The 21028-nt window shown below is 64.7% G+C and carries 22 protein-coding genes; 17 read left to right on the forward strand and 5 right to left on the reverse strand.

The window, feature by feature from the left end:
* The first annotated feature begins 25 nt into the window (after positions 1-25).
* The gene (locus tag AC4K8G_RS10930) at positions 26-2008 is read left to right on the forward strand and encodes a protein-disulfide reductase DsbD family protein (RefSeq protein WP_491734180.1); all 1983 of its coding nucleotides are present in this window, start codon (positions 26-28) and stop codon (positions 2006-2008) included.
* Here AC4K8G_RS10930 and AC4K8G_RS10935 read toward each other — a convergent pair.
* Positions 1974-3620, reverse strand: a complete 1647-nt coding sequence (locus AC4K8G_RS10935; RefSeq protein ID WP_491734181.1) for an amidohydrolase — start codon at positions 3618-3620, stop codon at positions 1974-1976. The two genes, AC4K8G_RS10930 and AC4K8G_RS10935, sit on opposite strands and share 35 nt — an antisense overlap.
* A gap of 69 nt (positions 3621-3689) precedes the next feature.
* Between AC4K8G_RS10935 and AC4K8G_RS10940 the strand changes: the two genes are divergently transcribed.
* Positions 3690-4904, forward strand: coding sequence for a threonine ammonia-lyase (locus tag AC4K8G_RS10940; protein WP_491734454.1), 1215 nt, complete (start codon positions 3690-3692; stop codon positions 4902-4904).
* Positions 4905-5023: 119 nt separating this feature from the next.
* Positions 5024-5836, forward strand: coding sequence for an arginyltransferase (locus AC4K8G_RS10945; RefSeq protein ID WP_491734182.1), 813 nt, complete (start codon positions 5024-5026; stop codon positions 5834-5836).
* On the opposite strand, the gene AC4K8G_RS10950 is transcribed toward AC4K8G_RS10945, so the two are convergent.
* Together AC4K8G_RS10950 and ctrA are read right to left on the reverse strand one after the other, a co-directional pair.
* Entirely contained in the window at positions 5833-6657 is an 825-nt protein-coding gene (locus tag AC4K8G_RS10950; protein WP_491734183.1) for a trypsin-like serine peptidase, read from the reverse strand. The two genes, AC4K8G_RS10945 and AC4K8G_RS10950, sit on opposite strands and share 4 nt — an antisense overlap.
* A gap of 115 nt (positions 6658-6772) precedes the next feature.
* Positions 6773-7486 carry a response regulator transcription factor CtrA gene (gene ctrA, locus AC4K8G_RS10955; RefSeq protein WP_491734184.1) on the reverse strand — a complete coding sequence of 238 codons (714 nt, stop codon included), beginning with the start codon at positions 7484-7486 and terminating at the stop codon, positions 6773-6775.
* A 171-nt stretch (positions 7487-7657) separates the two neighbouring features.
* Here ctrA and AC4K8G_RS10960 point away from each other — a divergent pair, with 171 nt between their 5' ends.
* The 3 genes from AC4K8G_RS10960 to AC4K8G_RS10970 are packed head-to-tail and all read left to right on the forward strand — an operon-like array spanning position 7658 to position 9184.
* Positions 7658-8305, forward strand: a complete 648-nt coding sequence (locus AC4K8G_RS10960; RefSeq protein WP_491734185.1) for an RluA family pseudouridine synthase — start codon at positions 7658-7660, stop codon at positions 8303-8305.
* The gene (arfB, locus tag AC4K8G_RS10965) at positions 8295-8705 is read left to right on the forward strand and encodes an alternative ribosome rescue aminoacyl-tRNA hydrolase ArfB (protein WP_491734186.1); all 411 of its coding nucleotides are present in this window, start codon (positions 8295-8297) and stop codon (positions 8703-8705) included. The genes AC4K8G_RS10960 and arfB overlap by 11 nt, the downstream gene beginning before the upstream one ends.
* The gene (locus tag AC4K8G_RS10970) at positions 8705-9184 is read left to right on the forward strand and encodes a GAF domain-containing protein (RefSeq protein WP_491734187.1); all 480 of its coding nucleotides are present in this window, start codon (positions 8705-8707) and stop codon (positions 9182-9184) included. The genes arfB and AC4K8G_RS10970 overlap by 1 nt, the downstream gene beginning before the upstream one ends.
* Here AC4K8G_RS10970 and AC4K8G_RS10975 read toward each other — a convergent pair.
* Entirely contained in the window at positions 9181-9654 is a 474-nt protein-coding gene (locus AC4K8G_RS10975) for a universal stress protein (protein WP_491734188.1), read from the reverse strand. The two genes, AC4K8G_RS10970 and AC4K8G_RS10975, sit on opposite strands and share 4 nt — an antisense overlap.
* 122 nt (positions 9655-9776) lie before the next feature.
* Between AC4K8G_RS10975 and AC4K8G_RS10980 the strand changes: the two genes are divergently transcribed.
* The 8 genes from AC4K8G_RS10980 to AC4K8G_RS11015 all read left to right on the forward strand — a co-directional run bounded on the left by AC4K8G_RS10980 (position 9777) and on the right by AC4K8G_RS11015 (position 17440).
* Complete coding sequence (locus AC4K8G_RS10980; protein ID WP_491734189.1) at positions 9777-11090, forward strand: pyruvate dehydrogenase complex dihydrolipoamide acetyltransferase; 1314 nt, start codon at positions 9777-9779, stop codon at positions 11088-11090.
* A gap of 307 nt (positions 11091-11397) precedes the next feature.
* On the forward strand, positions 11398-11775 hold the full coding sequence (locus AC4K8G_RS10985) for an acyl-CoA thioesterase (RefSeq protein ID WP_491734190.1): 378 nt from the start codon (positions 11398-11400) through the stop codon (positions 11773-11775).
* Position 11776: 1 nt separating this feature from the next.
* Positions 11777-13192, forward strand: a complete 1416-nt coding sequence (lpdA, locus tag AC4K8G_RS10990) for a dihydrolipoyl dehydrogenase (RefSeq protein ID WP_491734191.1) — start codon at positions 11777-11779, stop codon at positions 13190-13192.
* Positions 13193-13207: 15 nt separating this feature from the next.
* Complete coding sequence (locus AC4K8G_RS10995; RefSeq protein WP_491734192.1) at positions 13208-14485, forward strand: Xaa-Pro dipeptidase; 1278 nt, start codon at positions 13208-13210, stop codon at positions 14483-14485.
* Positions 14482-15411, forward strand: coding sequence for a cation diffusion facilitator family transporter (locus AC4K8G_RS11000; RefSeq protein ID WP_491734193.1), 930 nt, complete (start codon positions 14482-14484; stop codon positions 15409-15411). The genes AC4K8G_RS10995 and AC4K8G_RS11000 overlap by 4 nt, the downstream gene beginning before the upstream one ends.
* Before the next feature lie 6 nt (positions 15412-15417).
* Positions 15418-15759 carry a DUF3140 domain-containing protein gene (locus tag AC4K8G_RS11005; protein ID WP_491734194.1) on the forward strand — a complete coding sequence of 114 codons (342 nt, stop codon included), beginning with the start codon at positions 15418-15420 and terminating at the stop codon, positions 15757-15759.
* 41 nt (positions 15760-15800) lie between these two features.
* The gene (locus AC4K8G_RS11010) at positions 15801-16718 is read left to right on the forward strand and encodes an aminotransferase class IV (RefSeq protein WP_491734195.1); all 918 of its coding nucleotides are present in this window, start codon (positions 15801-15803) and stop codon (positions 16716-16718) included.
* Positions 16715-17440: a sulfotransferase-like domain-containing protein gene (locus AC4K8G_RS11015; RefSeq protein ID WP_491734196.1), complete on the forward strand. Its 726-nt coding sequence runs from the start codon at positions 16715-16717 to the stop codon at positions 17438-17440. The genes AC4K8G_RS11010 and AC4K8G_RS11015 overlap by 4 nt, the downstream gene beginning before the upstream one ends.
* On the opposite strand, the gene AC4K8G_RS11020 is transcribed toward AC4K8G_RS11015, so the two are convergent.
* On the reverse strand, positions 17437-17655 hold the full coding sequence (locus AC4K8G_RS11020; protein ID WP_491734197.1) for a hypothetical protein: 219 nt from the start codon (positions 17653-17655) through the stop codon (positions 17437-17439). The genes AC4K8G_RS11015 and AC4K8G_RS11020 overlap by 4 nt on opposite strands.
* A 278-nt stretch (positions 17656-17933) precedes the next feature.
* On the opposite strand from AC4K8G_RS11020, the gene rpsL reads away from it, so the two are divergent.
* From rpsL to fusA, 3 genes are all read left to right on the forward strand, one after another.
* Entirely contained in the window at positions 17934-18305 is a 372-nt protein-coding gene (rpsL, locus tag AC4K8G_RS11025) for a 30S ribosomal protein S12 (RefSeq protein ID WP_028969180.1), read from the forward strand.
* Positions 18306-18363: 58 nt separating this feature from the next.
* On the forward strand, positions 18364-18834 hold the full coding sequence (rpsG, locus tag AC4K8G_RS11030; protein WP_491734198.1) for a 30S ribosomal protein S7: 471 nt from the start codon (positions 18364-18366) through the stop codon (positions 18832-18834).
* Between the two features lie 66 nt (positions 18835-18900).
* Positions 18901-20994: an elongation factor G gene (gene fusA, locus AC4K8G_RS11035; RefSeq protein WP_491734199.1), complete on the forward strand. Its 2094-nt coding sequence runs from the start codon at positions 18901-18903 to the stop codon at positions 20992-20994.
* Positions 20995-21028: the final 34 nt, after the last annotated feature.

Here is a 21028-nt window from a genome sequence, read left to right on the forward strand (position 1 = left end):
GCGCTCGTTACGGGCACAGCGAAACATGCTCCGCCGCCTGATCCTTCTTCTCACGCTCCTGCTCGCGCCCGCGATGGCGCAAGCGCGCGGGATTGAGCCGGAACTCGTTGCGGAAGGACCGGCGACACCCGGCGGGGAGGTCGACCTTGCGCTGCACATGCGCACCAACCCCGGCTGGCATGGTTATTGGCTTAACCCAGGCGACGCCGGCCTGCCGATGAACGTGAAATGGCAGCTGCCGAAAGGCTTCTCCGCCGGTTCGCTGCGTTACCCCGTTCCAACGCGCCTGACCGTCGCCGGCCTAATGAACTACGTCTACGAGCAGGATTATGCGGTGCTCGTTCGGTTGAAGGTGCCGGCGGACGCGCGCGGCACCATCCCGATCCGCGCTGAAGCGCATTGGCTCGCCTGCACCGACAAGGTCTGCGTGCCCGAGCAAGGGGAACTGTCGCTCGACCTACCTGTCGGCAGCGGAGCGCCCAACCGCGCTCAATTCGACGCGTGGCGGCGCGCGCTCCCGCAACCGCTCGTCACGCCGGCCCATTATGCCTCGCAAGGTGGCAAGCTGAGGGTCGCGATCCCGCTCCCGGCGTCGGTCACCGTCGATCAGCCCTACGTGTTTGCGATGACGGATCGCGTGGTCGATTACGAAGCACAGCAATCCTTCCGCCGCGTTGGCGACCAGCTTGTCGCGGAGGTGCCGACGACCGGCCTGCCGACCGACCATTTCGACGGCGTGATCGCGATCGGCGACGGGAAAGGTCTGCAATTTCACGCGCTCGCCGGCCTGGTTCCGGAAGGGGGCAGCGAGATCGGCGCGCTCGGTGCCAGGGCGGTGCTGTGGGCGGTGCTTGCAGCGATCCTCGGCGGGATCCTCTTGAACCTGATGCCCTGTGTCTTTCCCATCCTCGCGTTGAAGGCGCTGCACCTCGCCCGCGCTGGCGAGGACAAGGGGCACGCGCGGCGCGATGCCCTGGCCTATACTGCGGGCACAATCGTCGGCACGGGCGCGCTTGGCGGCGTGCTGCTCGCCATTCGGGCGGCGGGAGCGGAGGCGGGCTGGGCATTCCAGCTCCAGGATCCGCGAACGATCATGCTGTTGCTGCTGCTGGCGGTCGCGATCACGGCGAACCTGCTCGGCCTGTTCGAGCTTCCCGTGCTCGGCGGCGGCGCTCGCCCGGCGGGCAGCTTCGGCACGGGAGCGCTTGCCGCATTCGTCGCGACACCATGTGCCGGACCATTCCTCGGCGCCGCGCTCGGCACAGCATTGCTACTTCCGCTGGCCGGGTCGATCGCGGTGTTCGCCGCGCTAGGACTTGGCCTTGGTTTGCCTTTCCTGGCTGTGGCCCTGATCCCGGCGCTGCAGGATCGCTTGCCCAGGCCGGGGCGCTGGATGAAGCGCCTCCAGCGCTTCCTCGCCATCCCGATGGCCGCAAGCGCCGTTGCTGCGCTGTGGCTCCTCTACCGTCAAGCGGGCGATGGAGCGCTTTTCGATGCGGCCTTGCTGTCGATCCTCCTGCTAGTGGTCTTCGCGATTTTTGGTCGCAGCCAGAGAGGTGAATGGAACCTCCAGTGGATCGCGCTCTTCGCAATCGGTGCGATCCTAGTTGAGGGTCTTGTGATTGCACCGCCGCATTGGTCAACGCAGAGACAGGCCCCGGTTGGTGCCGAGGCGTGGAGCGAGGCGAAGGTCGCGAACTACACCGCGCAGGGCAAGCCGGTGTTCGTTTATTTCACCGCCGACTGGTGCCTCACCTGCAAGGTCAATGAAGAGGCGGCGATCGACCGGAGCGAGGTGCGCGACGCGTTCAGGAAGGCGGGCGTGAAAGTTCTCGCCGGCGACTGGACCAACGGCGACCCGGCGATCACGCGCTTCCTCGAAAGCCGCGGCAGGGCCGGCGTGCCGCTCTACCTATGGTACCGACCGGGAGAGGCGCCGGAAGAGTTGCCGCAGGTCCTGACGCCCGGAATGCTTATCTCCCGCGCTCAGGCGCAGCCGAAGCGCTAGGGGCGCGCTCGAACACCCTTTTACCGCCGACCCAGGTCTCGAGAACCTGCGTATTTCCGAGCGAAACCGGGTCAACCTTGGTCGGATCGCGGTCAACCAGGATGAAGTCGGCATATTTTCCGGGCTCAAGCGCGCCGATCTTGTCCTCGGCGAAGCCGGCGTAGGCCGAGCCGCGTGTGTAGGCATAAAGGTCTTGCGCGAAGGTCAGGCGCTCGGATGGGATCCAGCCACCCGGCGGCTGGCCGTTCATGTCCTGGCGGCTGATTCCGGCGGCGAGGCCCGGGAAGGGGTTCGGATTCTCGACGGGGAAGTCGGTGCCAAATGCCAGGCGCGCGCCATCCTTGAGCACCGTTTGCCAGGCATAAGCGCCCGCCAGCCGGTTCGGCCCAAGCCGCGCTTCGGCCATCAGCCGGTCACTCGTCTGGTGGGTGGGCTGCATCGACGCGATAATCCCGGCCGGCGCGAGGCGAGCGATGTCGGCCGGATCGACGATCTGGAAATGCTCGATGCGCCAGCGACGGTCAGCGCCATATTTCTTCGACAATTGCTCGTAGACGGTGATCACCTGGGCGTTGGCGGCATCGCCGATCGCATGGGTCGCAACCTGGAAGCCGTGCGAAGCCGCCGTGTCGGCAAGCTTCAGCAGCTCGGCATCGGAATGGAATTGCAGGCCGCGCGATTCCGGCTTGTCGGCATATGGCTGCTTCAGCCACGCACCGCGCGAACCGAGCGCGCCGTCCGCGAACAATTTGATCCCGACCACGCGCAGGCGGTCGCCATAGAGCCAGCCGGTCGGCTTGGGCACCGCCGTCATCGACTCCGTCCCTGACAGATAGCTCATCAGCCGGACGTTCAGCGTGCCAGCGGCGCCGGCGCGCTTGAAGGCCTCCCAGTCGGCGACGCGGGTGCTCATCGAACCGACGCCGGTCACGCCATAGCCGAGCAGGATTTCCTGGGCCTTGGCGAGCGCCTGATCATTCTCCGAAGCAGTAGGCTTCGGGATCGCATCGTTGATCAGCCGTTCGGCATTATCGACGAACACGCCGTCGTGGATTTCGCCGCCGGCTGGCGCCTGGGTTGCCGCCGTCACCCCGGCCGCCTTCATCGCTGCGCTGTTGGCGACGATCGCATGGCCGTCGACACGCTCGAGCACGACCGGTCGATCGGAAACGATTGCATCGAGGTCGGCGGTGGTCGGGAATTTCTTCACCGGCCACAATTCCTGGTTCCAGCCGCCGCCGAGGATCCATTTGGTATCCGGATGCGCGGCCGCATAGTCGCGCAACCGCTGCTGGAATTCGGCCAGCGATTGGACGCCGGTCACGTCTAGCCGAAGGGCGTAGAAGCCGAGATCGATGACGTGCCCGTGGCCGTCGATGAGTCCCGGCAGCAGCGTCTGGCCGTGGCCGTCCACTGTATGGTCGAAAGTGATTGGGGGAGGCGGGCCGGTGAGAAGTGTTTTGACCTTACCGTCGTTCGCGATGATGAGCCCGCTGAAATGCTGGAGCTGGCCGTCGCTGCCGGCCTGGATGCCGTTGACATTGGTGACCAAAGTGTCGGCCAGGGCCGACGTCGAAAGCAGCGCGGTGAGCGCGAGGAGCGGCTTGATCATTACGCTGGCATAGCATTGTTTGCGCCGCCGCGAAGGGCTAGTCCCGCGTCCGTGCTCAAGACGACTTCCATGCAGCCGCCGACGATCGACGATATCCGCGCCGCGCGCGAGCGCATCGGCGGCCAGGTCGTGCGGACGCCGATGCTGGTCAGCCAGACCTTGTCGGAGATCATCGGCGCGGAAATCTGGCTGAAGTTCGAGAACCTCCAATTCACCGCCGCCTACAAGGAACGCGGCGCGCTCAACAAATTGCTGCAGCTGACGCCCGAGGAACGCGCGCGCGGAGTTATTGCGGCGTCGGCCGGCAATCACGCGCAGGCGGTCGCCTATCATGCCAAGCGCCTCGGCATCCCCGCGGTGATCGTGATGCCGGAGCCGACTCCGACGGTGAAGGTGACGCAGACGGCGGGCCATGGCGCCGAAGTCGTCCTCTACGGCCAGATCGTCGACGATGCCTTCGCCAAGGCGCGCGAGCTGGCGCTCGAAAAGGGCTATGTCTTCGTCCACGCGTTCGACGATCCGCAGATCATTGCCGGGGCGGGGACGGTGGGCCTCGAAATGCTGGAGGACGCGCCCGACCTGGACACGATCGTGGTGCCGATCGGTGGCGGCGGGCTTATGTCGGGCATTTCGATCGCCGCGCGCGCGGTGAAGCCGGATATCGAGCTGATTGGGGTCGAGGCCGAGCTTTACCCGTCGATGAAATGCGAGATTCAGGGCTGCAACATGAACCTCGGTGGCGACACGCTCGCCGAAGGCATTGCGGTCAAGCAGCCGGGTGAGCTGACGTCGCGGATCCTGCGCGAGCTTGCCAACGATGTCGTGCTGGTGCCCGAACGCGATCTCGAGCGCGCGGTCGCCATGCTCGTCGGCATCGAGAAGACGGTTGTCGAAGGCGCAGGCGCGGCCGGTCTCGCCGCCATCTTGTCGGACGCCGAGCGCTACAAGGGCAAGAAGGTCGCGACGCTGCTGTGCGGCGGCAATATCGACACGCATTTGCTTGCGAACGTGCTGGTCCGCGACCTCGTTCGCCAGGGCCGCATCGCGCGGCTCCGGGTCAGCGCCGAAGACCGGCCTGGAGCGCTCGCCGCGATCACCGCCAAGTTCCACGAGGCGCGCGTCAACATCATCGAGATCAACCACAGCCGCATCTTCACCCGGCTGCCGGCCAAGGACACGCTGATCGAAGTCGAATGCGAGGCGCGCGACGCGCAGGCGATCGACGATGTCGTGGCGCGACTCGAAGGCGCCGGCTTCCAGGTCGAGCGCGCTCAGCTCGACTGATTTCCTGTCCCTTGGCGGGACAGTGCCCGCCTTCTGTCGAGTTTGGCGCGTCCGGACCCTTTTCATCGGCGTTTACCAGCCGCATAAAGAGGTCGGTAACCAGTTGAGCGAGGTCCCGGGTGAGCGCACCCTTCCGCTTTCCCAAGTTTTTTGTGACGAACCCGAGCCCGTGCCCGTATCTTCCGGGCAAGGTCGAGCGGAAGGTCTTCACCGAGCTTAACGGCCGTCATTCCAGCGAATTGAACGAAGCGCTCGGCCGGATCGGTTTCCGTCGCAGCCAGTCGGTCGCGTATCGCCCGAGCTGCATCGATTGCTCGGCGTGCGTGTCGGTCCGCGTGCTGGCCGGCGAGTTCGGGGCCAACGCGACTCAACGCAAGCTGCTCCGCCGCCACGCCGACCTCGAGGTCACGGCGTGCAAGCCGTGGACCAGCGAGGAGCAATATCAGCTGCTCCGACGCTACTTGGCCCAGCGCCACCCCGGCGGCGGGATGGCCGAGATGGACGAGGGCGATTTCGCCGACATGGTCGAGCAAACGCCCGTCCGCACCTTCGTCATCGAATATCGCGAGCCGTCGGTCGACGGTAAGCCCGGCCGCCTGGTCGGCGCCTGCCTCAGCGACCAGCAGAGCGACGGCCTGTCGATGATCTACAGCTTCTTCGACGTCGGCCCAGACGCTCGCAAGGGCCTCGGCACCTACATCATCCTCGACCATATCATCCGCGCCGCGCGGGCTGGCCTGCCGTACGTCTACCTCGGCTATTGGGTCGAAGGCTCGACGCGCATGGCCTACAAGACGGCGTTCCGGCCGCTGGAGCGCCTCGGCCGCGATGGCTGGCGCCGGATGGATGATGCGGATCTCGATGCCGCTTCCGGCACGACGATGATCCTGCCCGAGCGCCGCTCGGCGCGGCGGCTCCTCATCGACGCCTAGTCGCGCTTGGCCTCGTTGAGGCCGGCGATCTCCATCGGCTGATCCACAGCGCTCTTGATATGCGCTCGCCCGATCAGCGCCTCGATGTGCGGGATGATTCCCGACATCGGCGTCGCGACATTCGCCCGCGCCGGGTTGAACGGGATCGGCGTGCGCGAGTCATGCGCCGCCGATTGCATCGCGTAGACGTAAAGCACCGTGCGGCCGTTTCGCGGCACCTCGCTGAAGATCGGGCTGCCCGAATTGCCGGCGAGCGCAGCGCAATCGTTGAGCCAAACGCGCTCTCGGGTGCCGGCGACGCGGCACGCCGGGTCGATGGTGATCCCGCCGCTTTCGCGCCGGTCATAGGGATAGCCCGCCGACATCAAGTCGCGCGCCAGCGAGGGTTCGCCGGGTGCCAGAGTCACAAAGCCGAGTTTCTTGCCGATGCATTTGTCGAGGCGCAGCAAGACCCAGTCGGCTGCGCGCTGGGCATCGTAATCGGCGGGATCGCCCTCGATCTCGCCAGCGGCCACCACGCTCCCCCAGCTTGCCGTCCAGTGATCCGCGTCCTTCGCGTCGGCGCTGAACACCGCACGTCGACCGATTGCCGGCGCAGGGCCTTCAAAAACATGCCGGACCGAAAGCACGTGGCAGGGACTGACGAGGAAGCCGGTGGCGAGCTTGTCCGCCCACATCACGCCGATCGGCGAAGTGGCGCTGTGCGCCGCCGTGGCCTCGGTAATCCGGTCGTCTTGATCGAATACGCTGGCTTCGAGGCGTGATTGTGGAATCGCCGCAAGCAGCAGCCAAAGCCACCCGAATAATGCGACCCCCCGCATGCGCGGCGCATGGAAATATCGTTACGTGAACGCAACTATACTTTGGAAAGTATCCACAAAAAAAGCGGGACCTTTCGGCCCCGCTTCTCTTCCCCCGGGGTCTCCCCCGTAATCGTTAAGCGACTGCCGCTTCCGGCAAGGGCTCGCTGACCTCATCCGGATCGCGCAGCACATAGCCGCGACCCCAGACGGTCTCGATATAATTCGCGCCGCCGCAAGCGAGGCTGAGCTTCTTACGCAGCTTGCAGATAAACACGTCGATGATCTTCAATTCGGGCTCGTCCATGCCGCCATAGAGATGGTTCAAGAACATCTCCTTGGTCAGCGTCGTGCCCTTGCGGAGCGAAAGCAGCTCCAGCATCGCATATTCCTTGCCGGTCAGGTGCACGCGCGCGCCGTCGACTTCGACCGTCTTGGCGTCGAGGTTCACGGCCAGCTTGCCGGTGCGGATGACCGATTGCGAATGACCCTTCGAGCGGCGCACGATCGCGTGGATGCGAGCGACCAGCTCGTCGCGGTGGAACGGCTTGGTAACGTAATCGTCGGCGCCGAAGCCGAGCGCACGAACCTTGCTGTCCATTTCACCAATCCCCGAAAGGATCAGGACCGGCGTGCCGACCTTCGCGGTACGAAGTTTCTTCAGCACGTCATAACCGTGCATGTCGGGCAGGTTCAGGTCGAGGAGGATGATGTCGTAATCATAGAGCTTGCCGAGATCGAGGCCCTCTTCCCCGAGATCGGTCGTGTAGACGTTGAAGCCTTCCGTGCCGAGCATCAGCTCGATGCTCTTTGCGGTTGTCGGCTCGTCTTCGATCAGCAGCACGCGCATCTCTAATTCCCCCGTTCCCGGCCGAAAGCGTTACGCGCTCTTAACGGCCTTGAAGCGTCCATTAACCATTCGATGTCTGAAGGGAAAAGGTTAATAATGTGTAACACGCTGGATTCCTTGGATTCGTTGCAAGGGAGTCACAAACGGCTTTCCAGCGGCTATGGCCGGGCCATGCTCGAAGACCGCATCCTCTTCATCGACGCCGAGGCAATCGTGCTCGACAAGCCGGCCGGCCTGCCGGTCGACACGCCGCGCCGCGGCGGGGATTCGATCGTGTCCAGGCTGGATGAATTGCGCTGCGGCTTCAAGCGGCCGCCGACGCCGATGCACCGGCTCGACACCGACACCAGCGGTTGCCTGCTGTTCGCGCGCTCGCCCAAGGCGCGCGCCTCGTTCCAGCAGGCGCTGGAGGCGCGCCGGGTCGAAAAATATTACCTTGCGGTCGTCGGAACCGAGATCGCCGAGGAAGCGGGTACGATCGACATGCCGCTCGGCAAGACGTCGAGCGCCGAGGCGGGGTGGCGGATGGTCAAAGACGAGCATGGGCTTGAAGCGACAACGCACTGGCGGCGTCTTGCTGTCCGCGATGGCGCCACATTGGTCGAATTTCGCCCGGTCACCGGCCGCACCCACCAAATCCGCGCGCACGCCCGCGAGGCGTTCGGCCGCGGAATCGTCGGCGACCGTGTTTACGGAATCCCGGGCGGGCCGATGCTGCTCCACGCATCGCGGCTGGTCGTCCCACGGGAAGGAAAGTCGGCGATCGACGTGACCGCGCCGCTGCCATCTTATTTCGCCGAGTGGGCCGATGCGACCTGAGGACATCCAAATTCCGGAGGATGCGCTCTCCGAGAGCTTCCTCGCCGCGACCGGGCCCGGCGGGCAGAACGTCAACAAGGTCGCGACCGCGGTCCAGCTGCGCGTCGACCTCTTCCGGTTGGGCCTTCACCCCGACGTCTACGAGCGGCTCAAGACCATCGCCGGTAACCGGATCACCGGCGGCGGCGAATTGCTGATCACGGCCCGGCGCTTCCGCACGCAGGACGCCAACCGCACCGATGCGCGGGCGCGGCTGGCGGAAATGATTGCGGCTGCCCATATCGCGCCGCGCAAGCGTAAGGCGACCCGTCCGAGCCGTGCGGCAAAGGCGGCGCGGGTGGACCAGAAAAAGCAGCGCAGCGCCGTCAAGCAGGCGCGCGGAAAGGTGAGCTTCGACTGATGTACGACTTCAAGATTGCAGCCGGGGATAGCGAAACGCTCTACCGCGACCTCGCTTCGGCGCTTCAGGGGCTGGTAGCCGGCGAGCCCGATGGAATCGCGAACATGGCCAATGCAGCGGCGCTGATCTGGGAGACGCTGCCCGACCTCAACTGGGCCGGATTCTATCGCAGCGTCGGCGGCGAGCTGGTGCTCGGGCCGTTCCAGGGCCGCCCGGCATGCATCCGGATCAAGTTCGGCGAGGGCGTCTGCGGCACCGCGGCTGCGACAAAGCGGGTGCAGCGGGTCGACAATGTCCACGCCTTTCCCGGCCACATCGCGTGCGACAGCGCGTCGAACAGCGAGTTGGTTGTGCCGATCGTCCGTGACGGCGAGCTAATAGCGGTGCTCGACCTCGACAGCCCGAAGCACGCACGCTTCACCGCGGAGGATGAAGCAGGCTGCGTGAAGCTCGGGGAAATCCTAGCGAAGGTTCTTTAGCTCAGTTGCTCGAGCCGCTCGTCGGTGAGCGAACCGGGAATCAGCATGACGGGGCAGGGCAGCTCACCCGCGCCGTTGCCGCAGAAGCTCCCGACCAGGATTCCGGGATTGCCACTCGGCGCCGCGCCGAGCACTAGCGCCGCGACATCGGGCCGGCCGCTCACATAGTCGCGCACCGTCTTCACCGCTTCGCCCTGCTGGATGATGATGTTCGCTTCGACCCCGGATTCGTCGAGGATCTCGCCTATTGCCGCGCTGACCACGCCTTCGATGCGCAGGCGCTGCTCTTCCTCGATCGCCGCCTGGACGCCGCCGAACTGCACGAAATCCTGCGGCTCGACCACGCCCAGCACCTCGACCCGGCCGCTGGTCTTGGCGGCGCGACGCGCAGCGAAACGAAGCGCGACGCGCGCTTCTTCGCTGTCGTCCACGACCACCAGATAGGTGCGTTTCTTGCCTGCGGCCCCCATGCTTCGACGGTTGCTGCGTCAAAGTGCGGATAAGCGCAAGCGGCCCCCGCTGAATTGGTCCGAGACTTGACCCTGACCGGCGCATTCGCTTTGAGCCGCCGAAGCCTTTCAGGACTTAGCCCATGCCCATTGAACTCAAGATGCCCGCTTTGTCTCCGACCATGGAGGAGGGCACGCTCGCCAAATGGCTGGTCAAGGAAGGCGACGACGTGAAGTCGGGCGACATCTTGGCCGAGATCGAGACCGACAAAGCGACGATGGAGTTCGAGGCGGTCGACGAGGGCAAGATCGCGAAGATCCTGGTTCCTGAAGGCAGCGAAGGCGTGAAGGTCGGCGCGCCGATCGCGATCCTCGCCGGCGAAGGCGAAGATGCGTCCGCCGCGGCGCCGAAGGCCGACACCGCGCCCCCGGCTCCGCCCAAGGCGCCTGCACCGCCCAAGGCGGACGCGACTCCGAAGGCGCCGCCAGCGCCCGCGCCGGTCGAAACGCCCGCGGCACCCGCTGCGCCCGCCGCCCCGCCGCGCACCGAGGGCGACAGGGTGAAGGCGTCGCCGCTCGCCAAGCGGCTGGCCCAGGCGCAGAATATCGATCTCTCTTCGATCCAGGGCAGCGGCCCCGGCGGACGTATCGTCCGCGCCGACATCGACGCCGCCGCCGGCAAGGCGCCCGCGGCTGCTGCTCCGGCTGGCACTGCAGCTCCAGCCGCCGCCGGGCATTTGGTCATGCCCGGCGTGATCGAGCAGGCGATCCCGCACGAAGAGGTCAAGCTCTCCAACATCCGCAAGACCATCGCGCGCCGCCTGACCGAGGCGAAGCAGCAGGTCCCGCACATTTACCTGACCGTCGACATCCAGCTGGATGCGCTGCTCAAGCTTCGCGGCGAGCTCAACAAGGGTCTCGAAAGCCGCGGCGTGAAGCTCAGCGTCAACGATTTGCTGATCAAGGCGCTTGCCCAGTCGCTGATCGACGTGCCGGAATGCAACGTCGCCTTCGCCGGCGATCACATGCTGAAATACAGCCGCGCCGACGTTTCGGTGGCGGTGTCGATTCCCGCTGGCCTCATCACGCCGATCATCGTCGGCGCGGACAGCAAGAGCGTCTCCGCCATCTCGACCGAGATGAAGGAGCTCGCGGCCCTCGCCAAGGACGGCAAGCTCCAGCCGCAGCAGTATCAGGGCGGCACCGCGAGCCTGTCGAACATGGGCATGTTCGGGATCAAGCAGTTCGAAGCCGTCATCAATCCGCCGCAGGGCATGATCATGGCCATCGGCGCGGGCGAGAAGCGGCCCTACGTGATCAATGACTCGCTGCAGATCGCGACGATCATGTCGGCAACCGGCAGCTTCGACCATCGCGCCATCGACGGTGCCGACGGCGCCAAGCTGATGAAGCGCTTCAAGGAGCTGGTCGAGAACCCTCTGGGGATGCTGGCTTGAGCGAACCCATTCGCGCTGAATGGGCAAGTGGCCGAAGAGAGCAGCCTTCCACCTCCCTGCTTCTTCTGTTCTTTGGCGCTGCAATGTTGCTCGCCGTCGGCGTACTGGCAGCCCAAGGCCTCGTTGGAGGGGCGAAGGGCTTTCCACTGAGTTGGTCGTGTGGCGCTGCGATTTGGGGCGTAGGAGCTGTGCTACTCGCGTTTGCGACGCGTCGTGGCTCCGGCAGACCGCTTCGGATGGCTGCGCTGATGTGGTGGTTTCCCTTCTGGCTTATAGTCCTCGAAGGCAGCCGGCTGGGGTTGTTCCGGTGACCGCCCGCACGCCCCTGATCCGTGTCACCGCCATGCCCGCCGACACCAACCCTTATGGCGGCGTGTTCGGCGGCTGGCTGATGGGCCAGATGGGCCTCGCTTGCGGCTCCTTCGCCTCGCGGCGGACGGCCGGGAAAGCGATCCTCGTCGCGGCCGACCAGGTCAAGTTTCCTGGCGCGATGGCGGTCGGTGATGAGCTCAGCGTTTACGTCGAACTTCTGAAGCAGGGGCGCACATCGCTTCGCCTCAAGGCCGAAGCGCTGGCACGCGAGCGGGACGGAGACCTTGAAACCCTTGTGGCGGAGGGCGAGTTCACCTTCGTCGCGCTCGACGAAGCAGGAAAGCCGCGCGAGATCGCGGCAGAGGAAGAATAGAATGGCTGACACTTACGACCTGATCGTCCTCGGCTCCGGGCCCGGCGGCTATGTCGCCGCGATCCGAGCCGCGCAGCTCGGCCTCAAGACCGCAATCGTCGAGCGCGAGTTGCTGGGCGGCATCTGCCTCAATTGGGGCTGCATCCCGACCAAGGCGCTGCTGCGCACGGCCGAAGTGTTCCACTACATGACCCACGCCCACGCTTACGGTCTTTCCAACGAAAAGCCGTCGTTCGATCTCGCCAAGGTCGTTGCGCGCAGCCGCGCGGTCGCCAAGCAATTGAACCAGGGCGTCACGCACCTGATGAAGAAGAACAAGATCGATGTCGTGATGGGCGAGGGCGCGATTACCGGGAAGGGCAAGCTGTCGGTCAAGGGCGCGGATGGCAAGGCGACCGAGCTCGCCGCCAAGCACATCATCGTCGCGACCGGCGCGAGGGCGCGCGACCTGCCGTTCGCCAAGGCCGACGGCAAGCGCATCTGGACCTACCGCCACGCCATGACTCCGCCGGAAATGCCGACCGAGTTGCTGGTCATTGGCTCGGGCGCGATCGGGATCGAGTTCGCGAGCTTCTACGCCGACCTCGGCGCCAAGGTGACGGTGGTCGAAATGCTCGACCGCATCGTTCCGGTCGAGGACGCTGACGTCAGCGCGCAGCTCGCCAAGAGCATGACTAAGCAGGGGCTGACCATCCTGACCTCGGCTGGGGTCGAGAGCCTGACCGCCGACGGCAAGGGCGTGACCGCGAAGATCAAGACCAGCGACGGCAAGTCGGCCGACCATAAGTTCAGCCACTGCATCGTCGCGGTCGGAATCGTGCCGAATACCGAAAATATTGGGCTGGAGGCGCTCGGCGTGAAAACCACCAAGGGTCACATCGACACCGACCCGATGTGCCTCACCAATGTTCCGGGCGTCTGGGCGATCGGCGACGTCACCGCGCCGCCCTGGCTCGCGCACAAGGCTAGCCACGAAGGCGTCACCGCGGCCGAAGCGATCGCGAAGGAGCTCGGCAACAAGGATGCTCATCCGCACGCGACCGACCCGAAGAACATCCCCGGCTGCACCTACTGCCGCCCGCAGGTCGCTTCCGTCGGCCTGACCGAGGCCGCAGCCAAGGAAAAGGGCTACGAGGTCAAGGTCGGCAAGTTCCCGGCGATCGGAAACGGCAAGGCGATCGCGCTCGGTGAGGTCGACGGCTTCGTGAAGACCGTGTTCGATGCGAAGACTGGCGAGCTATTGGGCGCGCACATGATCGGTGCGGAAGTCACTGAGCTGATCCAGGGCTATACGATCGGCAAGACAGCGGAGCTGGTCGAGGACGATTTCATGCAGACCGTCTTCCCGCATCCGACTCTGTCTGAAATGATGCACGAAAGCGTCCTCGCCGCGTTCGGGCGAGTCATCCACATCTGACCGGGGGCTATACTGATGAGATGCATGTTGCTGGCCGCAGCCGCGGCGATTTCACTCGCTGTGCCCGCAGGCGCTACGACCGTGGTGACCGCCGACCGGATGCTCGACGTCACGACCGGCCGATACGTGGATCATCCGGCGATCGTGATCGGCGACGATGGCCGCATCCAGCAGATCGGCAACCTCGCGTCGATGCAGCTTCCGGCGGGCACCAGGCAGATCGATCTTCCCGGTGAGACCCTGCTTCCGGGCCTGATCGACATGCACGTCCACCTGACCAGCCTGGCCGAGGTCGGCGGCTATCAGGGCCTCAAGTACACCGACAACTTCTGGACCGCCGTGGGCGTCGCCAATGCGGTCAAGACGTTGAACGCCGGCTTCACCACCGTGCGCAACGTCGGCTCTTCCGACTTCGACGATGTTGCCTTGGAGCAGGCGATTGACGGCGGCTGGATCCAGGGTCCGCGGATCGTGCCCGCAACCTATGCGATTGGCGCGACCGGCGGGCATTGTGACGATACGGGCCTGCCGCCCTACTACGACAAGAAAGGCCCGTCGGTGATCAGCGGCGCGGAGGATGCGCGCGAGAAGGTGCGCTGGCTCCACAAATATGGCGCCGAAGTGATCAAGATTTGCGCGACCGGGGGCGTGTTCTCGCTGGGCGACAGCGTCGGCGCGCAGCAGCTAAGCCTCGCCGAGATGAAGGCGATCGCCGACGAGGCTCACATGCTCGGCCTCAGGGTCGCAGCGCACGCGCATGGCGACGAAGGCATCCACGACGCGATCCTCGCGGGCATCGACACGATCGAACACGCAAGCCTTGCTAGCGACGCCACGATCCAGCTCGCCAAGCAGCACGGCACCTGGTTCGACATGGATATCTATAACGACGACTACATTCTCGCGACTGGCACCTCGAACGGGACCGAGCAGGAGAGCCTCGACAAGGAAAAGGCGATCGGCCTCAAGCAGCGCCAGACCTTCCAACGTGGCGTGCGCGCCGGGGTGAAGATGCTGTTCGGGACCGATGCCGGGGTCTATCCGCACGGCGACAACGCCAAGCAGTTCGCCAAGATGGTGCAGTGGGGAATGACCCCGATCCAGGCGATCCGCGCAGCGACTACCAGCGCTTCGGAAGCGCTCGGCCGGCCGGACGTCGGCACGATTCAGCCAGGCGCCTGGGGAGATATCATCGCGGTTCGCGGCGATCCGCTCCAGAACGTCGCCGTGCTTGAGCATGTCGATGCGGTCATCAAGGGCGGCGTCCTGGTGAAGGGTCATTCCGCGCAGTGAGCGCGCCGACCACCAGCACTCGGACGCTCGTCATCGCGCTCCTCGCGAACCTCGGCATCGCCGCGTCCAAATTCGCCGCGGCGATGGTCACCGGATCATCGGCGATGCTGACCGAAGGCGTGCACAGCGTCGTCGATTCCACCAACCAGCTGCTGCTGATGTGGGGCCGGCACGCGTCAAAGCGTCCCCCGGACCGCAAGCATCCACTGGGCTACGGGCGCGAGCTTTACTTCTGGAGCTTCGTCGTTGCCGTCCTGGTCTTCTCGCTGGGCGCCGGCGTGTCGATCTACGAAGGCATCATACATATCGCCCATCCAGAGCCGGCGGTGTCACCGCTCATTGCTTATGCAGTGCTGGTCATTGCCTTCCTGCTCGAAGGATGGTCGACGCTTGAGGCCTTCAAGGAATTCAAGGCCGCCAAGGGGAGCCTGAGCTGGCTCGAGGCGATCCGCGATTCAAAGGACCCGCCGTCGTTCATCGTCCTGCTTGAAAATGGTGCAGCGATGGCCGGCATCGTCGCGGCCGGGATAGGCCTGGCTTTGTCCCAGCTGACCGGTGACCCGTTCTTTGACGGTGCTGCGTCGATCGTCATTGGGATCATTCTCGGCGTGACAGCCTGCCTGCTTGCTTACGAATCCAAGGGCCTGCTGATCGGCGAGGCCGCGGATCCGGAGCTCGTCGAAGGTTTGCGAAAGCTCGCTTGCGGCAAGAAGGGAATCGTGGGTGTGGGGCACGTGCTGACGGTCCATTCCTCTCCCGACCAGGTCACCGCCTTGATGAGCGTCGATTTCCGCGACAGCATCACCGCGGGGGATGTCGAGCGCATCGTGAGCGAAGTCGAAAAGGAGGCCCACGAGACCTGGCCGCAAGTCCGACGCTTATTCATTCGCCCGCTCCAGGGTGCCGCCAAGCAGCTCAAGAGCTAGTAGCAGGTGGCTGGAGCGGACCGCGCGGAGATCCGACGCAATTTCCATTCACTCGTCAACATGACTGCTTCGGAGATCGAGCAGTGGCTTGAGACCGAGGAGAGCCGCGCGGTCGGTTGGAAGGGAAAGGACGGCGCGGCACACGAGAGCGTCGGTCACGCCAGTGGCCGCCGGATTGTCGGGATCCTCCGCAAGAAAGCCGCGCAGCTGGACGACGAAGACTATGCGCACATGCGCAAGGTCATCGGCTTTATTCGCCGCCATTCCGCGCAGCGGCCCGACAACATCTACACGTCGCGCTGGCGGTACAGCCTGATGAACTGGGGGCATGACCCCGTGAAGGGCTGACCATAGTTGCCAAGCGCCGCGATGCGCTTCATCGATCCGCCATGGCAAAGTCGATGCACGACGTTTCCGACCCGCGGAACGCGTCGATCCAGATCAACGTCAATGGCGAGCTGAAGCCGCGCTCCGAGGCCATGGTCTCGGTGTTCGACAGCGGTTTCATGCTCGGCGATGGCGTTTGGGAGGGCCTGCGGGTCCACAAGGGCAAGCTCGGCTTCCTCGGCCGTCATCTCGACCGCTTGTTCGAAGGCGCCAAGGCGATCGCGATGGACGTGGGGCTTACCCGCGAGGAGCTGACGCGGCGCCTTTACGAGACGCTAGACGTGAACGACATGAAGGATGGGGGTCACGTCCGGCTGATGGTCACGCGTGGGGTTCGCTCGACTCCGTACCAGGACCCGCGCGTCGTGTTCACACCGGCCACGGTGGTGATCATCGCCGAGTATAAAGAACCGGATCCGGCCGTGTACGAGCGCGGGCTCAAGTTGTTCACGGTCCACGTCCGTCGCGGCGACCCCGCGGTCCAGGACCAGAAGATCAACTCGCATTCGAAGCTCAACTGCATCCTCGCCTCGGTCCAGGCGACGCAGGCCGGGGCCGATGAAGCGCTGATGCTCGACCCGCACGGCTTCGTCGCGACGTGCAACTCGACCCACTTCTTCATCGTCCGCAAAGGCGAGATCTGGACGTCGAGCGGCAAATATTGCCTCGGCGGGATCACGCGCCAGCTGGTGCTCGAGATCGCCCGCGAAGCCGGTATCCCGGCGATCGAAAAGGACTTCTCGCTGACCGACGTCTATGGCGCCGACGAAGCCTTCGTCACCGGCACCTTCGCGGGCATCGTGCCGGTGCGCGAGATCGACGGTCGGCAGCTGACCTGCCGCGGCCCGATGGTCGAGCGGCTGCAGCAACTCTACGCCGAACGCGTCGATCGCGACGCGGAGGAGCAGAAGCGGCCGTGACCACGCGCATCGCGATGTGGTCGGGTCCGCGAAACCTCTCCACCGCGATGATGCGAAGCTTTGGCAGCCGCTCGGACACGTTCGTTTCGGACGAGCCTTTCTACGGCTGCTTCCTGAAGGAGGCGGGTGCCGACCACCCGATGCGCGACGAGGTGATCTCGGCCATGGACTGCGATTGGTCGAGCGTCATGGCGTCGCTCCGCGGCCCGCCGCCGGATGGACAGCCGATCTGGTACCAAAAGCACATGTGGCACCACATGACCGGGCCGATCGGCTACGAGGACTTCGAGGGTTTCACCCACGCCTTCCTGATCCGCGAGCCGGAGCGGATGATCGCCTCCTACCTCAAGAAGCGCGAGGGCGCGGAATTCGAAGGGTTTGGGCTCGACCGTCAGGCTGAATTCTTCGACCGCGAGGCCGACCGCCTCGGCCATGCGCCGCCGGTGGTCGACGCCAACGACGTGCTGGCGAACCCGGCCGGGGTGCTGTCGGCGCTTTGTGTCGCCCTCGATATTCCGTGGGACGATGCAATGCTCAGCTGGGTGCCGGGACGGCGTTCGACCGACGGACCGTGGGCGCCGCACTGGTATGGCGCGGTCGAAAAGAGCAGCGGCTTCGGTCCGCCGGAAACGGAGCCGGCGACCTTACCCGACGACGCGCGGCGGCTCGCCGAACGCTGCCGCCCTTATTATGAGCGGCTCGCCCTGCATCGGCTGCGTTAGGCCAACACCCTCACGCCGTTTTCGGCCCACTCGTCGTCGACATTAACGTCGTCCTCGGCCCACGCGTCGCGGGTCCGGCATTCGATGGTTCCGATGCGCGTTCCGGTGATCGGCTCCATGCGCAGGCAATAAAGGGCGCTTGGCGAAGCTTCCGGCGCGGGCATGCCGGGCAGCAAAGCAGTGCTCATGCTCATGGCGACGAACAGGTTCATCATGATCGGTTCCTCCTCATGGCGGCGGCCGCCAGATCCGCATACACCGCAACCGCGAACGAGTCGCCATCCGACGGGTTCCGATTGTTACGCCTGGTCCGGTTGACCGTTCAGCGCCCCCTCGCTATGTGGCCGCCGTCCGCGCGACTAATCGCCGGGCAAGAGCTGAACATTGCTCAATCTGCGCGTGGCCGGGCGGCCTTAGGCTGCTTGGGCGTCGCGCTTTTTGTGTTGAGCAAAGTAACCGCCGGGCTTTCCGGCAACGAAAGGTGAAGGGCTTCATGCCAACGATTAACCAGCTGATCCGCAAGGGTCGCGAACCGCAGAAGGCCAAGTCCAAGGTCCCTGCGATGGAGCAGAACCCGCAGAAGCGCGGTGTCTGCACCCGTGTCTACACGACGACCCCGAAGAAGCCGAACTCGGCGCTGCGCAAGGTGGCCAAGGTCCGTCTGACCAACCAGCGCGAAGTGATCAGCTATATCCCCGGCGAAGGCCACAACCTCCAGGAGCACAGTGTCGTGCTGATCCGCGGCGGCCGTGTGCGCGACCTTCCGGGCGTTCGCTATCACGTGCTTCGCGGCGTGCTCGACACCCAGGGTGTGAAGGATCGCCGCCAGTCGCGTTCCAAGTACGGCGCCAAGCGTCCCAAATAATCGACAGCAGTAAGCCCCGGACGGGTTCCGGATCGGCTGAAGAGAAAGGAATTATCCAATGGCTCGTCGTCGTCGCCCAGAAAAGCGCGAAATCCTTCCCGATCCGAAGTTCGGGGATGTCGTCCTGTCCAAGTTCATGAACTCGGTCATGCTCGACGGTAAGAAGTCGGTCGCCGAAGGCATCGTCTACGGCGCTCTCGACAATGTCGAAACTCGCCTGAAGCGTGAGCCGATCGGCGTGTTCCACGATGCGCTGAACAATGTGAAGCCGGGCATCGAGGTGCGTTCCCGCCGCGTCGGCGGTGCGACCTATCAGGTCCCGGTCGAGGTTCGTCCGGAGCGCGCCCAGGCGCTTGCTATCCGCTGGCTCATCTCCGCTGCGCGCTCGCGCTCGGAGAAGACCATGGCCGGCCGTCTTTCGGGCGAGCTGATGGATGCCGCGCAAAACCGCGGCAACGCCGTCAAGAAGCGCGAAGACACGCACCGCATGGCCGAAGCGAACCGCGCCTTCAGCCACTACCGCTGGTAGAAATCGTACCTATATTTGGGGAAGCCGGGTCCGCTGGCTCCCCACATCGCTAAGGAAATTGTGAAAATGGCCCGCAGCCATCCGCTCGAACGCTATCGCAACATCGGCATCATGGCGCACATCGACGCCGGCAAGACGACGACGACCGAGCGCATCCTTTATTACACCGGCAAGTCCTACAAGATCGGCGAAGTCCACGAGGGCTCGGCGACCATGGACTGGATGGAGCAGGAGCAGGAGCGCGGGATCACCATCACGTCGGCGGCAACGACGACGTTCTGGAAGGCCGAGGACGGCCAGGGCCCCGAGCACCGGATCAACATCATCGACACCCCGGGCCACGTCGACTTCACCATCGAAGTCGAGCGTTCGCTGCGCGTGCTAGACGGCGCGGTTGCGGTGTTCGACGGCGTTGCCGGCGTTGAGCCGCAGTCGGAGACCGTTTGGCGGCAGGCCGACAAGTACGGCGTTCCGCGGATGTGCTTCATCAACAAGCTCGACCGTACCGGCGCCGATTTCTACTTCTGCGTCCAGTCGATCATCGACCGTCTCGGCGCGAAGCCGCTGGTCCTCACGCTGCCGATCGGCGCGGAGAGCGACCTCAAGGGCATCGTCGACCTCGTCAGCAACCGCGGCATCGTCTGGAAGGACGAGAGCCTCGGCGCGAAGTTCGACTACGTCGACATCCCGGACGACCTTGCCGACAAGGCGGCTCAGTATCGCCACGACCTGCTCGAGACGATCGTCGAACAGGACGACGATGTCATGATGGCCTATCTCGAAGGCGAAGAGCCCGACGTCGCGACCATCAAGCGGCTGATCCGGAAGGGTACGCTCGAGCGCGCGTTCGTTCCCGTGCTGTGCGGTTCGGCCTTCAAGAACAAGGGCGTCCAGCCCCTGCTCGACGCCGTGGTCGATTATATGCCGAGCCCGATCGACGTTCCGGCGATCAAGGGTGTGAAGCCCGACACGGAAATCGAGGACTCGCGTCCGGCCGACGACAATGCGCCGTTTGCCGCGCTTGCGTTCAAGATCATGAACGACCCGTTCGTCGGTTCGCTGACCTTTGCCCGCATCTATTCGGGCAAGCTCAGCAAGGGTTCGTACCTGAACTCGGTCAAGGACCGGGACGAGAAGGTCGGCCGCATGCTTCTGATGCATGCGAACAGCCGTGAGGACATCGAAGAGGCTTATGCCGGCGATATCGTCGCTCTGGCGGGCCTCAAGGAAACCACGACCGGCGATACGCTGTGCGCCAAAAATGCTCCGATCATTCTCGAGCGGATGGAATTCCCGGATCCGGTCATCGAGGTCGCGGTTGAGCCCAAGACCAAGGCCGACCAGGAAAAGATGGGCATCGCGCTCAACCGCCTCGCCGCCGAAGATCCGAGCTTCCGCGTCACCACCGACCATGAATCGGGCCAGACGATCATCAAGGGGATGGGCGAGCTCCACCTCGAGATTCTCGTCGACCGCATGAAGCGCGAGTTCAAGGTCGAGGCCAATGTCGGCGCTCCGCAGGTCGCCTATCGCGAGTATCTCGCGAAGCCGGTCGAGCTGACCTACACCCACAAGAAGCAGTCGGGCGGCTCCGGCCAGTTCGGCGAAGTGAAGGTGAAGGTCGTTCCGGGCGAGCGCGGCACCGGCTTCCAGTTCGTCGACGAGATCAAGGGCGGCAATATCCCGCGCGAATATATCCCGTCGGTCGAGAAGGGCTTCCGCGAGACTGCGGAGACCGGCTCGCTCATCGGCTTCCCGATCGTCGACTTCGCGGTTCACCTGATCGACGGCAAGTATCACGACGTCGACTCATCGGCGTTGGCGTTCGAAATCACCGGCCGCGGCGCGATGCGCGAAGCTGCGCAGAAGGCCGGGATCAAGATCCTCGAGCCGATGATGAAGGTCGAGGTTGTGACGCCGGAAGATTATCTCGGCGACGTGATCGGCGACATCAACAGCCGGCGCGGCCAGATCCAGGGCACCGACAGCCGCGGCAACGCGCAGGTGGTCGAGGCGATCGTGCCGCTGGCCAACATGTTCGGCTACGTCAACCAGCTGCGTTCGTTCACGCAGGGACGTGCGCAGTACACGATGCAGTTCTCGCATTATGACGAAGTGCCGCAGAACGTCGCCGACGAGGTGAAGGCGAAACTAGCGTAACCGCAATTTTGTAGTTATGGGCGCGCTCGCGAGA

The sequence above is a fragment of the Sphingomonas sp. SP3 genome, assembly GCF_058514305.1.